Below are 14,758 nucleotides of genomic sequence, written 5' to 3'. Positions count from 1 at the left end.
CGTTTCCACACCTCTTCTCTCTGTCCCGCTTTCGCGCTCCCGCCGGGGCCCTCCGGCAGTCCGGCCCTCCCCCTCCCTCCCATGAAAAATCCTCCCCGGAATTCCGGAGAGGATTTTTCGTGAGCAGAGCTCCGTCCACACGGTGCTCGCCCCTTTGCTTTTGTGGTTTTGGTGGCTTCTGCGGCGGAATGTTACTGCTCTTCGCCCGACCGATTCAGTGTGCCGAATCAATCGGCTCGGGTCTGTCGCCTACGTCGATGAGGTTCTCCTCCGAAACACCCAGCGAGCGGTAGTAGTCGTTCAGCTCGGCCACCACGTTGCGGCGCCCGGCATAGCTGGCCAGATAGTAGACGTCGCCCAGCTGGTCGAGCTTCTCGTCGATCAGGTCCGAAACCATGTCGCCCTGCGCCCCGTCGAAACGGAGGTAGTACTCGATGTACTCGATCAGCGTGTGGGCATATTCCAGCAGCAGGGCATCGCCCTTCTCGGCCGCCCCCTCGGCACCCATGGCCGATGCGGCGTAGTAGGCTTCGAGGAAGGGATAGGTGTTCGAGTCGGTGAAGCGGATCTGCGACGTCGGCAGTTTTTCGAGGCCCAGGTCGAGCAGTTCGACGGCTTCGTCGACCTTGTCTTCACGCAGCAGCTCCTTGGCCACGCGGGCGAAGGCGTCGCGGGCATGCGAGGCCGAGAGGTTGTACTGGATGAAGTAATCGACGTAAACCCGCGGGTCGTTGAGGTTTCCGTAGCGGAAGGTCTCTTTGAGCAGAGGAGCTGCATAGTCGGTGTCGATGCGTCCGATCTCGTAAGGATTCTGCACCGGCGTGAGGATCGGGACGAAACGGTAGGCATAGCCGTCGAATTGGAGGTAGTCCATCAGCCCGAGGTCTTGCAGGATGTAGACCTGCGTGAAGTAGAGCGGACGCTTCCAGTCGAAGTGGGCCAGCATGTCGAGAATCATCAGCTGGCTCTTGTCCACCGAATTGCGGCGGATGTTGAGGTAGACCGTGTCGACCATCTTGTCGCGGTCCTTCTCGGCGACGATGCCCGAAGCGATGGCGTTCTCCTTGTTCACGGGCAGGGCGATGCGCTTCGCGGGTATGTAGTCGGACATCGTTCCGTCGGAGAGCTTGACCTGGCTGCGGGGGTCGTCGCTGCGCACGAAGTCGATCACCTCGCGGATCTCCGGGATGCGATCGAGCTGCTTGTCGATCACCGGCACCAGATCGTTCGTGTAGGTGTACTTGTGTTTGGGCAGCGAGAAGGGGACTCCGGGGGCCTCGTTGGCGCGGGTCTTCATCTCGTCGATGTACCACTCGCCGCCGAGGTACGACGTGTTCATGATCCGCACGTCGGGCCGCACGCCGTAGACCTCCTGGTTGTTCCACAGCGGGAAGGTGTCGTTGTCGCCGTAGTTGAGGATGATCGAGTTGGGGAGCGTCGATTGGAGGTAGTTCCAGCCGATGTCGCGGGCCATGGTTCGGTGCGAACGGTCGTGGTCGTCCCAGTTCTGTGCGGCGAGGATTGCCGGGACACCCATCGAGACGACGGTGGCGGCGACGGCGACGGCCGTCGTGCGGCGTTTGGCGATCCACTCGAAGAGGTCGCGCAGGGCCAGCACGCCGAATCCGATCCAGATCGAGAAGGCGTAGAACGATCCGGCGTAAACGTAGTCGCGCTCACGGGGCTCGCCGGGCGAGGTGTTGAAGTAGAAGACCAGCGCCACGCCCATCATGATGAAGAGCCACATGACGATCGAGAAGTTGCGCGGGTCGCGGTTCAGCTGGTAGACCAGCCCGATCAGCCCCAGCAGGAAGGGGAGGAAATAGTAGGTGTTGCGTCCCTTGTTTTCGGCGATTTCGCGCGGCAGGTTGTCCTGCGGTCCGAGGTACATTTCGTCGATCCAGTCGATTCCCGAGAGCCAGTTTCCGTCGGTGATCGTCGTCCGGGAGGGCTGGATGTCGCTCTGGCGTCCGACGAAGTTCCACAGGAAATAGCGCCAGTACATGTACGAGAGCTGGTAGTTGAAGAAGAAGTAGAGGTTTTCGCCGAAGGTCGGCTCCACGATGCTGTGCGTTTCGCCGTAGGCATCCGTGTAGTAGTGCTTGCGTCCGTAGTCGAGCACCTCGCCGCGCATCGGGCGTCCCTGTTCGTCGCGCAGCACCTCGCCGTTCTCGTCGCGCAGCGTTTCGGTCTTCGTGCGGTAGGCGGCCCACTGCTTGTACTCCTTCTCGCCCTTGGCGTAGTTCCACATCCGCGGGAAGAGGGTCCTGAACTCCGGCGAATGGGTGTATCCCGTCAGCACGGAGGCGCGTTTGTACCTGCCGTCCTCGTCGAGGTACCAGACGTTCTTCTCCGTGACATCCTCGGGGGGCGCCGAATACTGGGCTCCGTAGACGAGCGGGCGGCTGCCGTACTGGTCGCGGTTGAGCACCGAGAGCAGCGCGTGGGGATTGTTCGGGTTGTTGGAGTTCATCGGCGGATTGGCTGCGGCGCGGATGGTCATCGAGGCGTAGGAGGAGAATCCGACGAGCACCATCGTGGTCGAGAGCAGGAAGAGGTTCAGCACGACGCGGCCCTTCTGGTGGGCCTTCCAGGCGGCCCAGCCCAGCCCGAGGATCAGTGCCAGGGCGAAGAGCACCATGCCCGAGTTGACGGGCAGTCCGAACGTGTTGACGAAGAGCGTGTCGACCTGTGCTCCGAGCCAGACGGTATAGGGGATGATGATGTTGTTCAGGAAGATGATCAGCGCGCCGGCCAGCAGGGTGGTGCCGATGACGCCCCGCCAGGTGATGTGCTCTGTCTTGCGGAAGTAGTAGATGAAGACCAGTGCGGGGATGCAGAGCAGGTTGAGGATGTGGACGCCGATCGAGAGTCCCATGAGGTAGGCGATCAGGACGATCCAGCGCGAGGCGTGGGGCTGGTCTGCCTGCTCCTCCCATTTGAGCATGAGCCAGACGACCAGTGCCGTGAACATCGACGAGAGGGCGTAGACCTCGCCTTCGATGGCCGAGAACCAGAAGGTGTCGGTGAAGGTGTAGGCCAGGGCTCCGACGGCTCCGGCGCCGAGGATGGCGATGATGCTGCGCGGGGTGAGCTCCTCGCCGCGGCGCGTGGCCAGACGGCGGGCCAGGTGGGTGATCGTCCAGAAGAGGAAGAGGATGCAGAAGGCGCTGGCCAGCGAGTTCATGGCATTGACGGTCATGCCCACGTAGTCGGGGTTCCCGAAGGCGAAGAGTGTGGCCAGGCGGGCGAGCATCATGAAGAGCGGGGCTCCGGGCGGGTGTCCGACTTCGAGTTTGTAGGAGGTGGCGATGAACTCCGAGCAGTCCCAGAGGCTCGACACGGGTTCCATGGTCATCAGATAGACGACGGCCGCGATGGCGAAGACGCCCCATCCGACGAGGTTGTTCCAACGTTTGAAAAGCTGCATATCGGTCTGTTCCTAATTATTTGCGGAATGAACGCAAAAGTAGTGATTTAACGCGTTTTTTCCAATCGTTCGTATGCGGAATCTGCTTTTGGGGCTTCGATTCTTCGTGCTCGCGGTCGGGTACCTGCCGATCCCGGGCGCGTTCGATACCGGTTTTCGGCTCGTTGTCCACATATTCGAGTCGGGGCGTGTTGCGTGTCCGGTTCTTTTTCTGATTCTGCCGGAGGGCGGCTTCCGGGGCGTTTCCGGCCGCGGATGCCGGGGAATTCCCGGCGTCGGGGGTTGCCGTTTTCCGCCGGGGCGCTGTTTCCGTCGTATTTTCGGGCGCGGGGGAAGCTGCTTTCGTCGCGCTTTCGGGGGCGGAGACTTCTTTTTTTGCGGGGACGGTCGTTCCCGGCATCTCCCCGGCGGCGGAGCCTGCCGCAGCAGGGGCCTTCCCGGCGGGATCCGTGTCCGGTGCGTTCTTTTTCCGGCGGCGTCTCTTCCGGGGTTTGTCTCCGGATTCCGCGGCGGGGTTTGCGGCGGTGGATTGCGATGCTGCGGCTTCCGGTCGGGCCGCAGGTTCCCTCCCGGCGACTGCGGCCGTTGCGGTTGCTGCCGCGGCGGGTTCAGCTTCCGTGACAGGGACCGCTGCTGCTGTTCCGTCTGTTGCTGCGGTTCCGTCTGCTGCGGCGTTCCCTTCCGGTGCCTTTGGCCCGCGGCGGCGCTTCCGGCGGCGCTTTTTCGGCGCCGTCTCTTCGTCGGAATTTTCGGGAGCCTCGGGAGTTTCGGGAGTTTCGGGATCTTCCGGCTCTTCGGCCCGTTCGGGTTTTTCGGGTTTTCCCGGCATCTCCATTATCCCGGTTTTTTCGGCCTTTCCGGCTTCCCCGCTCTTCTCCTTTTTCGGCGCCGGAGCACTCTGGGCCGCCGGTTTCGGCGTGGCGCGCCGGCCCGACTTCCCGGCCTGCTTCCGCTCGGCCTCGGCCAGCGCCCGGGCGGCGTACTCCGGAACCTCGCCCTCCACGGGGATCGTCACGCCGGTCAGCCGCTGGATGTCGAGCAGGTATTCCAGCTCCGCCTCGGAGCAGAACGACCATGCCGAACCTTCGCGTCCGGCACGTCCCGTGCGGCCGATGCGGTGGACGTAGGTCTCGGCCACCTCCGGAAGCTCATAGTTGATCACCAGCGGCAGCTGGTCGATGTCGATGCCGCGGGCCGCGATGTCGGTGGCGATCAGCACGCGGCACGCTCCCGACTTGAAGTCGTTCATGGCCCGCACGCGGGCATTCTGCGACTTGTTGCCGTGGATCGCCGCGGCTTCGATTCCGGCTTTGTTGAGGATGCGGGCCAGGCGGTCGGCGCCGTGTTTGGTGCGGGTGAAGACCAGCACCTGACGGGCCTCCGAAGTGCGGAGCAGGTCGATCAGCAGCGAGCTTTTCTCGCTTTTTTCGGCGAAATGGACCCGCTGGGCGATGGTCTCGACGACCGATGCCGGGGGCGTCACGGAGACCAGCACGGGGTCGTGCAGGATCCGGGCCGCAAGCGCGGCGATGTCCGCGGGCATCGTGGCCGAGAAGAAGAGCGACTGCCGCTTCGGGGGCAGCAGCGGCAGGATGCGCCGGATGTCGTGGATGAAGCCCATGTCGAGCATGCGGTCGGCCTCGTCGAGAACGAAGAAGCGCAGGCGGTCGAGCGTGATGTAGCCTTGCCCGATGAGGTCGAGCAGCCGTCCGGGGGTGGCGACGAGCAGGTCGACGCCCTGTTGGAGCGCCTCGACCTGCGGGCGCTGGTTCACGCCGCCGAAGATCACGCAGTGGCGGATCGGCGTATGGCGGGCGTAGTCGCGGCAGCACTCGTCGATCTGGATGGCCAGTTCGCGCGTCGGCGTGAGCACCAGCGCGCGGATCTCGCGCCGGCCCCTGACGGGCGGTTCTGCGGCGAGCAGCTGGAGGATGGGCAGCGTGAAGGCTGCGGTCTTGCCCGTTCCGGTCTGTGCGCAGCCTTGCAGGTCGCGGCCCCGGAGTACGGGCGGAATGGCTTGTTCCTGAATGGGGGTGGGGGTTTCGTACCCCTTCTCTTCGATGGCGCGCAACAGGGGCGCGGAGAGTCCTAAATCCTGAAATTTCATCATAAATCGGGGTAAAGGTACGATAATTTTTCGGGATAACGCATAAAATTCGTATCTTTACCCGTTCAAAACGCCGATAAACCGAGAATATTATGGAATCGAAACTCGTGATTTACAATACGCTCACCCGCCGCAAGGAGGAGTTCGAGCCGCTCGTCGAGGGGCGGGTCGGGATGTATGTCTGCGGACCGACGGTCTATGGAGACCCCCATCTGGGCCATGCGCGTCCGGCGGTGACCTTCGACCTGCTGTTCCGCTACCTCAAAGCTTCGGGCTACAAGGTGCGCTACGTGCGCAACGTCACCGACGTGGGGCACCTCGAACACGACGCTGACGAGGGCGAGGACAAGATCGCCAAGAAGGCCCGTCTCGAACAGTTGGAGCCCATGGAGGTGGCCCACTACTATACGGAGCGCTACCACCGCGCGATGGACGCCCTGAACGTCGAGTCGCCCTCGATCGAACCCTACGCTTCGGGGCACATCATCGAGCAGATCGCCTTCGTGAAGCGGATCCTCGACGAGGGTTTCGCCTACGAGTCGAACGGCTCGGTCTACTTCGACGTCGAGAAGTACAACGAAAAATACAACTACGGACGTCTGTCGGGCCGCAACCTCGACGACATCGTGACCAACACGCGCGAATTGGACGGACAGTCCGACAAGCGCCATTCGTATGACTTCGCGTTGTGGAAGAAGGCCTCGCCGGAGCACATCATGCGGTGGCCCTCGCCGTGGAGCGACGGCTTCCCCGGCTGGCACATGGAGTGCTCGGCCATGTCGACGCGCTACCTCGGCGAGCGGTTCGACATCCACGGCGGCGGCATGGACCTGATGTTCCCGCACCACGAGTGCGAGATCGCGCAGTCGACCGCCGCGCTGGGCCACGACTCGGCCCGCTACTGGGTGCACAACAACATGATCACGATCAACGGCCAGAAGATGGGCAAGTCGCTCGGCAACTTCATCACCCTCGAAGAGCTCTTCACCGGGCGGCACCGGCTGCTGGCCCAGGCCTATTCGCCGATGACGATCCGCTTCTTCGTCTTGCAGGCGCACTACCGTTCGACGCTCGACTTCTCGAACGAGGCGTTGCAGGCCGCCGAGAAGGGGCTCGACCGCCTGATGAAGGGCATCGAGACGCTGGACAAGATCCGGCCCGCGGCCGCGTCGACGGTCTCGCCGGCCGAATTGGAGGAGCGCTGCCGTGCGGCGATGGACGACGATCTGAATTCGCCGATGGTGATCTCGGCCCTGTTCGACTGGGTGCGTACGATCAACCAGCTCGCCGACGGCAAGGAGACGATCACGGCCGCGGACCTCGAAACGCTGAAAAATACCGTGCATCGCTACGCCTTCGATATCCTGGGCCTGCGCGACGAGAAGGCCGCCGGTGCGGCCTCGGGACGCGACTATGTGACGCCGCTCGTGGAGATGCTGCTCGACGAGCGCCTGAAAGCGCGCGCCGCGAAGGACTGGGCGACGTCGGACCGCATCCGCGACGGACTCGCCGCCGCCGGTATCCGCGTCAAGGACCGCAAGGACGGCTCGGACTGGGAACTCGAATAGACGCGGAGCATGAAAGCGGGGAAGAGCACGAAAAACGGCGCCGGGGCCGGGGGCAACTTCCGGGGCAACTTCTGGGGCAATTTCCGGGGCAACCTCCGGGGCGTTCGCCGGAGGACGGCGGCGTGCCTGGCGGCGGTCGTCGCGATGCTTCTGGCGGGCTGTTCGTCGAATGTCTATTTGCAGGCCCGCAAACGGACGTCGGTCTCCGAGGGAATACCCGATGCCCGGCAGTTGGACACCCTCTGCCGCCACCGGATGACGGTCGGCGCCGGGGAGTGCTACGACCTGCTGCTCGGCGTGCTGCTCGGCGAAGGCTGCCTGATCGAGAGCGCCGACAAGGCTTCGGGACTCGTCGTGGCGCGACAGGTGCTGCCGGCCGAAGGGATGACCGTGGTGCCGATGGCCGGGGAGATCCGGCATTTGAGCTTCCTCGTACAGCCGGCACATCTCACCAGTGAGGTGCGGCTGACGGTCTACGTCTCGCGCCAGTGGTATTCGGGCGATTCCTCGGTTTTCACGACCGAGGAGCTGGGTCTCTCGACCGATCCGGAGATCTACCGCTCGTGGTTCGAACGGCTCGACCGTGCCGTACCGCGGTAGGAGGGGCGGCCGGATGCGATGATACCGCCGGAGTGCGGATTGAGGCATTGCGATCGCCCGTAACGGGTTGCCGGGGCCCGGTCGTCTCCGCGCGGAAGGGGCATGCGCCCTGCGCCGTCTGCACCGAAACCCGAACGCCGGTCCCGGAATCGGCCCGGGTGCTGCACGGTACTCCCTGCATTCGTCCGCAATGAATTCCGAACCCGGAAGGGGAGCTCGGGAACATGAATGCAAAAACACAATGAAGAACCTGTAAGCAACAAGCAATAGAATTTATGGCGGAACTTAAAGTGGCGGCTTTGGAACTCGGGACCGAACGAATCCGCAAGCTGCTGATCCAGTATGCCGTGCCGGCGATCATCGCCATGACGGCATCGTCGCTTTACAACATGGTCGACAGTATCTTCATCGGCCATGGCGTCGGACCCCTGGCCATCTCGGGCCTGGCGCTGACCTTCCCGCTGATGAACCTCGCCGCAGCGTTCGGTTCGCTGGTCGGCGTGGGCGCCGCGACCCTGGTGTCGATGCGCCTCGGACAGCGGGACTATGAAACGGCCCAGCGGGTGCTGGGCAACGTCGTGGTGCTCAACTGCATCATCGGCATCGGATTCGGCCTCCTTGCGCTGCTGTTTCTCGATCCGATCCTCTACTTCTTCGGGGCCAGCGAGGCCACGATCGGCTACGCCCGCGAATACATGATCATCATCCTGCTGGGCAACGTCGTCACGCACCTCTACCTGGGCCTGAACGCCATCCTGCGCGCTGCGGGACACCCCCGCAAGTCGATGTACGCCACGATCAACACGGTGATCATCAATGCCATCCTCGACCCGATCTTCATCTTCTGGTTCGACTGGGGCATCCGCGGCGCGGCCATCGCGACGGTGCTGGCGCAGATCATCTCCTTGATGTGGCAGTTCCGGATCCTCTCGAACCGCGAGGAGCTGCTCCATTTCCGGCGCGGCATCTACCGTCTGCGGCGCAAGATCGTGCGCGACATCCTGGCCATCGGCATGTCGCCCTTCCTGATGAACCTCGCGGCGTGCTTCATCGTGATTCTGATCAACAAGGGGCTGAAAGAGTTCGGCGGCGACCTGATGATCGGCGCCTACGGCATCGTCAACCGCCTCGGGTTCTTCTTCGTGATGATCGTCATGGGCATCAACCAGGGGATGCAGCCCATCGCCGGATACAACTACGGCGCGCGGCAGTTCGACCGCGTGCTGCGGGTGCTGAAACTCACGATGATCGGCGCGACGTGCATCACGACGACCGGCTTCCTGATCGGCGAACTCTGCCCGCGCCTGGCCGTGGGGCTCTTCACCACCGACGAGGAGCTGATCCGGCTGGCCGTCGAGGGCATGCGCATCGTCTTCATCTGCTACCCGATCATCGGCTTCCAGATGGTGGCCACGAACTTCTTCATGAGCATCGGCATGGCCTCGAAGGCGATCTTCCTGTCGCTGTCGCGGCAGCTGCTGTTCCTCATGCCGTTCCTGATCTTCCTGCCGCACATCTTCGATGCGCACACGCCGTGGGACGGCAGCTGGGGGGTCTGGTGCTCGATGCCGCTGTCGGACCTGCTGGCCTCGATCGTGGCCTTCTTCATGCTGACTTACCAACTGCGGAAATTCCGGGCCATGAAGCCCTCGGTTTCCGCCGAAAATCCGCAATGACCTATGGAACGTGAAAAATTCGTCATCAATATCGGCCGCCAGCTCGGCAGCGGCGGCAAGATCGTCGGAGAGATCATTGCCCGGCGGCTGGGGATCAAACTCTACGACAAGGAGCTGATCAATCTGGCGGCCCGCGAGAGCGGGCTCTGCCCGGAGTGCTTCGAGCAGGCCGACGAACGGGGCCGCAAAGGGGTGCTGGCGACGCTGGTGGGCTACCTGCGGGCGCCGTTCACGGGCTATGAGGGCGGCAATTCGAACAACATTCTGGCCAACGAGTCGCTGTTCCGGATCCAGAGCGACGTGATCCGCGAGATCGCCTCGCGCGAGTCGGCGATCTTCGTGGGGCGCTGTGCGGACTACATCCTGCGCGACCACCCGCGGTGTGTGAACGTCTTCATCACGGCCGACGAGAAGTCCCGCTGTGCGCGTCTCTGCGAGCGGCTGGGCTGCACGGAGCAGGAGGCGCACTCGATGATGGAGCGGGTGGACAGCCAGCGGGCCTCGTACTACAATTATTACAGTTCGCGGACGTGGGGCGAGGCGGCGACCTACCACCTGTGCGTGAACTCCTCGACGCTGGGCGACGAGGGCACGGCGGATTTCATTCTGGACTTCGCCGCGCGGAAACTCCACGAGCAATTTTAGACGGAAGAGAGATATGGTATTATCCGAACAGATCAAGGAACTCGAAACGCGCCGCGAGGCGTTGGAGCGCTGCCTGGACATCGAACAGAAGCGCATCGACCTGCGCAACGAGGAGGAGAAGACCCAGGAGCCGAACTTCTGGGACGACCCCGACCGGGCGCGGGAGCAGCTGCGCAAGGTGGCGGGGATCAAGGCGTGGGTCGAGGACTACGACGCGATCCGCAAGGATGTCGAGGACCTCGCGCTGATGCCCGATTTCGTGAAGGAGGGGGTCGTGAGCGAGGAGGAGATGGATGCGCACTACGCCGCGACGCTCGAAAAGGTCGAGAAGCTCGAACTGCGCAACATGCTGCGCCGCGACGAGGACAAACTCGGCGCCATTATGGACATCAACGCCGGAGCGGGCGGCACCGAAGCGCTGGACTGGGCGTCGATGCTGCTGCGCATGTACACGCGCTGGGGCGAGGCCCACGGCTACAAGGTCAAGGTGCTGGACTACCAGGCCGGGGACGAGGTGGGCGTGAAGTCGTGCACGATCGAATTCGAGGGCGAGTACGCCTACGGCTACCTCAAAAGCGAGAACGGCGTGCACCGCATGGTTCGCCTCTCGCCGTTCAACGCCAACAACAAGCGGCAGACGACCTTTGCGTCGGTCTTCGTTTCGCCGGCCGTCGACGACACGATCGAGATCACGATCAACCCGGCGGACATCGAGTGGGACACGTTCCGCTCGTCGGGAGCCGGGGGTCAGAACGTCAACAAGGTGGAGACGGCCGTGCGGCTGCGCTACCACGGCAAGGACCCCGATACGGGCGAACCGATCGAGTACCTGATCGAGAACATGGAGACGCGCTCGCAGCTGATGAACCGCGAGAATGCGATGCGGATCCTGCGGTCGAAGCTCTACCAGCGGGAGCTGGACAAGCGCATGGCCACGCAGCAGGCGCTGGAAGCCTCGAAGAAGAAGATCGAGTGGGGTTCGCAGATCCGCTCGTACGTCTTCGACGACCGCCGCGTGAAGGACCACCGCACGGGGGTCCAGACCTCGGCCGTGGAGGCGGTGATGGACGGCGATCTGGACGAATTCATCAAGGCCTACCTCATGGAGTTCGGAGCCAATGCGTAGGGGCATTCTTCGAGGGGGCGGCGGGTGGACTGCTCTGCTGGCCGGGGTGCTGTGGACCGGTCTTGCCGTGGCTCATCCCTTTGGCGGGAGCACTGACGCAGACAAGCGTTTGTTGTCTCCCCTTTCGGAGGTCTCCCCGGAAAAATCCTCTTCGCCGCTTCCGGCAGGCTCCGGCGTGCGGGTCGGCATGACCGATACGGCGGCCTATTTCCCGATGCTGCGCGGACAGCGGGTGGCCGTGCTGGCGAACCAGACCTCCGTGGCGGAGCTGCCCGGGGTGCGGGGCGCTTCGGGCGCGGCCGTGACGACCGACGGAGCGGGGCGCGTGCACCTTGTCGACCTGCTGCACGAGAGCGGTTTCGACGTCGAGGCGATCTTCTCGCCCGAACACGGATTCCGCGGCACGGCCGATGCCGGGGAGACGGTCGCCGGTTCGGTCGACGCCCGCACGGGCATTCCGATCCGCTCGCTCTACGACGGACGCACGCTGCGCCCCTCGGACGAGACGATGCGTTCGTTCGACGTGCTGGTCGTGGATATGCAGGACGTCGGGCTGCGCTTCTACACCTACTATATTTCAATGCTGCGGATGATGGATGCCTGCGCCGAATTCGGCCGCCCGGTCATCGTGCTCGACCGCCCGAATCCCAACGGCGACAAGGTCGAGGGCCCGCTGCTCGACATGCGTTACAAGTCGGGCGTCGGGGCGCTGCCGATCCCCGTGCTGCACGGACTGACGATGGGCGAGATCGCCCGCATGGCCGTGGGCGAGGGGTGGGCCCGGCGGTGCGACCTGACCGTCGTCCCGTGCCGCAACTACACCCGCGCCACGGAGTACGTGCTTCCCGTGGCGCCGTCCCCGAACCTTCCGACACAGCGGGCCGTCTACCTCTATGCGGCGCTGTGCCCCTTCGAGGGAACGGTCGTGAGCCTCGGGCGCGGCACCGACAAGCCGTTCGAAATCTACGGACACCCCGATCTGACGGGCCGCGCCTTCACCTTCATGCCGCGCCCGACCCCCGGAGCCAAGCATCCGCCGCTCGAAGGCCGCCTGTGCCGGGGTGAAGATTTGAGCCGCCTGCCGCTTGGCGAGGCCCGCGCGACGGGCTTTTCGTTGCAGTATGTGATTGACGCTTATGCCGATCTCGGGCTGGGCGATGGTTTTTTCACGCCGATGTTCGAGAAACTGGTCGGCGTGGGGTGGATCCGGGAGATGATCCTCGACGGGGCTACGGCCGAAGAGATCCGGACCCGTTGGAAACCCGAAGCCGAGGCCTTCCGCACGCGGAGGGCGAAGTACCTTCTTTACGAATAGTCACGGCCTCCGACAAAGAAAGGCGATACGACCCGAGGAGGGTGGTATCGCTTTTTTTTTGCGGATCCGCCCCGGACCGGGCTGTTCCCGGCCCGGACGGAGGGTCAGTCGATCTCCGATGCCGCGATCCGGTCGGCCTCGGTCAGGGGACGCAGCACGCGGCAGGGGTTCCCTGCGGCGATGACCCGCGGCGGGATGTCGCGCGAAACGACGCTCCCGGCACCGATCACGGTCCCCTCGCCGATCGTCACCCCGCGCAGGATGACCGCGTTGCCGCCGATCCAGACGTTGTCGCTGATCACGACGGACAGCGACTGCATGATCCCCTCGTTGCGCTGGTCGGCCAGCAGGGCGTGGTGCACGGTGTAGATCCCCACGTTGGGGCCGATGTAGACGTGGCTGCCGATCGTCACGGGCGCCTCGTCGAGGATCGTGAGGTTGAAGTTCCCGACGAAGTGGTCGCCCACGGAGATCTGCTCCCCGAAGTCGCAGTGGAACGGACTGTGGAGGCAGGGCGCCTCGCCGACGTGGGCGAAGAGCTGCCGGATGATCGCCTCGCGCTCCTCGCGGCGGGAGGGCGGCAGCTGGTTCAGCCGGAAGCAGAGCTCCTCGGCGCGGAGCAGTGCGGCACCGATTTCGGGCGTCACGGCGTGGAGCCAGCGCCCCGTGCGCATCTTTTCGAGATCGTTCATGGTTTGCAGACAAAAAACACGCCCCGGAAAGGCTCCCGAGGCGTGGTTTACGGTTATATCCGTTCGTTACTCCGAAACGATCGCTTCGCTCGGGCAAACGCCTGCGCAGGTGCCACAGTCGATGCACTTGTCGGGGTCGATGACATAGATGTCGCCGGCCGAGATGGCCTCTACCGGACACTCGCCGATGCAGGTCCCGCATGCTACGCAGGAATCAGTGATTTTGTAAGCCATTTTTTTGCGTGTTTATGGTTAATGTGTGTATGCAAATATAGAAACTTATTTGATAATATCAAAACCCGTGTAGGGAATCAGCACCTCGGGGATGCGGATCCCTTCGGGGGTCTGGAAGTTTTCGAGCAGCGCCGCCACGATGCGGGGCAGGGCGAGCGACGAACCGTTGAGCGTGTGGGCCAGGCGGGTCTTCTTTTCGGCGTCGCGGTAGCGGAGTTTCAGACGGTTGGCCTGGAACGACTCGAAGTTCGAGACCGACGAGACCTCCAACCAGCGCTTCTGTGCCTCGGAGTAGACCTCGAAGTCGTAGGTCAGCGCCGAGGTGAAGGACATGTCACCGCCGCAGAGCCGCAGGATGCGGTAGGGGAGTCCGAGCGACTTGACGATTCCCTCGACATGGGCCACCATGCCGTCGAGCGCCTCGTACGACACCTCGGGCAGCGACAGCTGCACGATCTCGACCTTGTCGAACTGGTGCAGGCGGTTCAGGCCGCGCACGTCCTTGCCGTAGGAGCCGGCTTCGCGGCGGAAGCAGGGGGTGTAGGCGGTCATCTTGACGGGGAAATCCTTCTCTTCGAGGATCACGTCGCGGTAGATGTTCGTCACGGGGACTTCGGCCGTCGGCACGAGGTAGAAGTTGTCGACCGTGGCGTGGTACATCTGCCCCTCCTTGTCGGGGAGCTGTCCCGTGCCGAATCCCGACGCCTCGTTGACCATCACCGGAGGCTCGACTTCCAGATACCCGGCGCGGGTGTTGCAGTCGAGGAAGTAGTTGATCAGCGCGCGTTGCAGACGGGCACCCTTGCCCTTGTAGACGGGGAATCCGGCTCCGGTGAGCTTCACGCCGAGGTCGAAGTCGATGATGTCGTACTTCCTGGCCAGCTCCCAGTGGGGCAGCGGGTTTTCGGGCAGCGCGGTGTAGCTTTCGACGAGTTTCACGACGAGGTTGTCCTCGGCCGTCTTGCCTTCGGGGACGATCTCGGCGGGGAAGTTCGGCAGCGTCACGAGTGCGGCCTGCAACTCCTGCTGTACGTCGTTCGACTCGGCTTGCAGGCGGGTCGACTTCTCCTTGAGGTCCGCCACGAAGCGTTTGCGCTCCTCGGCCTCGTCGCGGCGTCCCTGACCCATCAGGGCGCCGATCTCCTTGGCGGCCTTGTTCTGGGCGGCCAGCGTGTTGTCGAGTTCGAGCTGGATGGCCTTGCGGCGGTCGTCGAGCGTGAGGATCCGGTCGATGACGGGTGCGGCGTCGACGCCCTTTTTGGCGAGTTTGCGGACGGCGGCCTCGCGGTCGTCGCGGATTTGCTTGATCGTAAGCATGGTATCGGAAGTTTTTTGTGTTTTCGCGTTACGAGCGACAAAATTACA

Annotated in this window: 10 protein-coding genes and 1 pseudogene; 6 read left to right on the top strand and 5 right to left on the bottom strand. The window is 63.6% G+C overall.

Going from position 1 to position 14,758, the window contains the following annotated elements:
- Positions 1-214 precede the first annotated feature (214 nt).
- Both B5G16_RS02740 and B5G16_RS12835 read right to left on the bottom strand, forming a co-directional pair.
- Entirely contained in the window at positions 215-3,430 is a 3,216-nt protein-coding gene (locus B5G16_RS02740; RefSeq protein WP_087260834.1) for a glycosyltransferase family 117 protein, read from the bottom strand.
- Between the two features lie 985 nt (positions 3,431-4,415).
- Positions 4,416-5,537: pseudogene (locus tag B5G16_RS12835) on the bottom strand (DEAD/DEAH box helicase); the annotation flags it as partial.
- A 92-nt stretch (positions 5,538-5,629) separates the two neighbouring features.
- Between B5G16_RS12835 and cysS the strand changes: the two are divergent.
- The 6 genes from cysS (at position 5,630) to B5G16_RS02705 (ending at position 12,467) form a co-directional block, all read left to right on the top strand.
- Positions 5,630-7,105 (top strand): cysteine--tRNA ligase, encoded by a 1,476-nt coding sequence (gene cysS, locus B5G16_RS02730; protein ID WP_087260832.1) that lies wholly within the window; start codon positions 5,630-5,632, stop codon positions 7,103-7,105.
- A gap of 9 nt (positions 7,106-7,114) precedes the next feature.
- A complete protein-coding gene (locus B5G16_RS02725; protein WP_087260830.1) occupies positions 7,115-7,705 on the top strand; it encodes a hypothetical protein in 591 nt (196 codons plus the stop codon).
- 275 nt (positions 7,706-7,980) lie between these two features.
- Positions 7,981-9,381 (top strand): MATE family efflux transporter, encoded by a 1,401-nt coding sequence (locus B5G16_RS02720; protein ID WP_087260828.1) that lies wholly within the window; start codon positions 7,981-7,983, stop codon positions 9,379-9,381.
- Between the two features lie 3 nt (positions 9,382-9,384).
- Complete coding sequence (locus B5G16_RS02715) at positions 9,385-10,026, top strand: cytidylate kinase-like family protein (protein ID WP_087260826.1); 642 nt, start codon at positions 9,385-9,387, stop codon at positions 10,024-10,026.
- Between the two features lie 13 nt (positions 10,027-10,039).
- Positions 10,040-11,152: a peptide chain release factor 2 gene (gene prfB, locus B5G16_RS02710; protein WP_087260824.1), complete on the top strand. Its 1,113-nt coding sequence runs from the start codon at positions 10,040-10,042 to the stop codon at positions 11,150-11,152.
- A 187-nt stretch (positions 11,153-11,339) separates the two neighbouring features.
- Positions 11,340-12,467: an exo-beta-N-acetylmuramidase NamZ family protein gene (locus tag B5G16_RS02705; protein WP_087260955.1), complete on the top strand. Its 1,128-nt coding sequence runs from the start codon at positions 11,340-11,342 to the stop codon at positions 12,465-12,467.
- A 104-nt stretch (positions 12,468-12,571) separates the two neighbouring features.
- Here the strand turns inward: B5G16_RS02705 and B5G16_RS02700 are convergent, their stop codons facing one another.
- The 3 genes from B5G16_RS02700 to serS form a co-directional block, all read right to left on the bottom strand.
- Entirely contained in the window at positions 12,572-13,159 is a 588-nt protein-coding gene (locus B5G16_RS02700; RefSeq protein ID WP_087260821.1) for a sugar O-acetyltransferase, read from the bottom strand.
- Positions 13,160-13,225: 66 nt separating this feature from the next.
- Entirely contained in the window at positions 13,226-13,393 is a 168-nt protein-coding gene (locus B5G16_RS02695) for a DUF362 domain-containing protein (protein WP_087260820.1), read from the bottom strand.
- Between the two features lie 45 nt (positions 13,394-13,438).
- Positions 13,439-14,710, bottom strand: coding sequence for a serine--tRNA ligase (gene serS, locus B5G16_RS02690; protein WP_087260817.1), 1,272 nt, complete (start codon positions 14,708-14,710; stop codon positions 13,439-13,441).
- Between the last annotated feature and the right edge of the window lie 48 nt (positions 14,711-14,758).

It is taken from the genome of Alistipes sp. An66, from assembly GCF_002161445.1.
Classification (GTDB): domain Bacteria; phylum Bacteroidota; class Bacteroidia; order Bacteroidales; family Rikenellaceae; genus Alistipes; species Alistipes cottocaccae.
Note: the sequence above shows the minus strand (reverse complement) of the source record. Positions and strands in the feature narration are given on the sequence as shown.

What these genes read in the sequence shown, in the direction of transcription:
- B5G16_RS02740 (WP_087260834.1), bottom strand. Translation starts at nt 3,430, where the DNA reads ATGCAGCTTTTCAAACGTTGGAACAACCTCGTCGGATGGGGCGTCTTC.
- cysS (WP_087260832.1), top strand. Translation starts at nt 5,630, where the DNA reads ATGGAATCGAAACTCGTGATTTACAATACGCTCACCCGCCGCAAGGAG.
- B5G16_RS02725 (WP_087260830.1), top strand. Translation starts at nt 7,115, where the DNA reads ATGAAAGCGGGGAAGAGCACGAAAAACGGCGCCGGGGCCGGGGGCAAC.
- B5G16_RS02720 (WP_087260828.1), top strand. Translation starts at nt 7,981, where the DNA reads ATGGCGGAACTTAAAGTGGCGGCTTTGGAACTCGGGACCGAACGAATC.
- B5G16_RS02715 (WP_087260826.1), top strand. Translation starts at nt 9,385, where the DNA reads ATGGAACGTGAAAAATTCGTCATCAATATCGGCCGCCAGCTCGGCAGC.
- prfB (WP_087260824.1), top strand. Translation starts at nt 10,040, where the DNA reads ATGGTATTATCCGAACAGATCAAGGAACTCGAAACGCGCCGCGAGGCG.
- B5G16_RS02705 (WP_087260955.1), top strand. Translation starts at nt 11,340, where the DNA reads ATGACCGATACGGCGGCCTATTTCCCGATGCTGCGCGGACAGCGGGTG.
- B5G16_RS02700 (WP_087260821.1), bottom strand. Translation starts at nt 13,159, where the DNA reads ATGAACGATCTCGAAAAGATGCGCACGGGGCGCTGGCTCCACGCCGTG.
- B5G16_RS02695 (WP_087260820.1), bottom strand. Translation starts at nt 13,393, where the DNA reads ATGGCTTACAAAATCACTGATTCCTGCGTAGCATGCGGGACCTGCATC.
- serS (WP_087260817.1), bottom strand. Translation starts at nt 14,710, where the DNA reads ATGCTTACGATCAAGCAAATCCGCGACGACCGCGAGGCCGCCGTCCGC.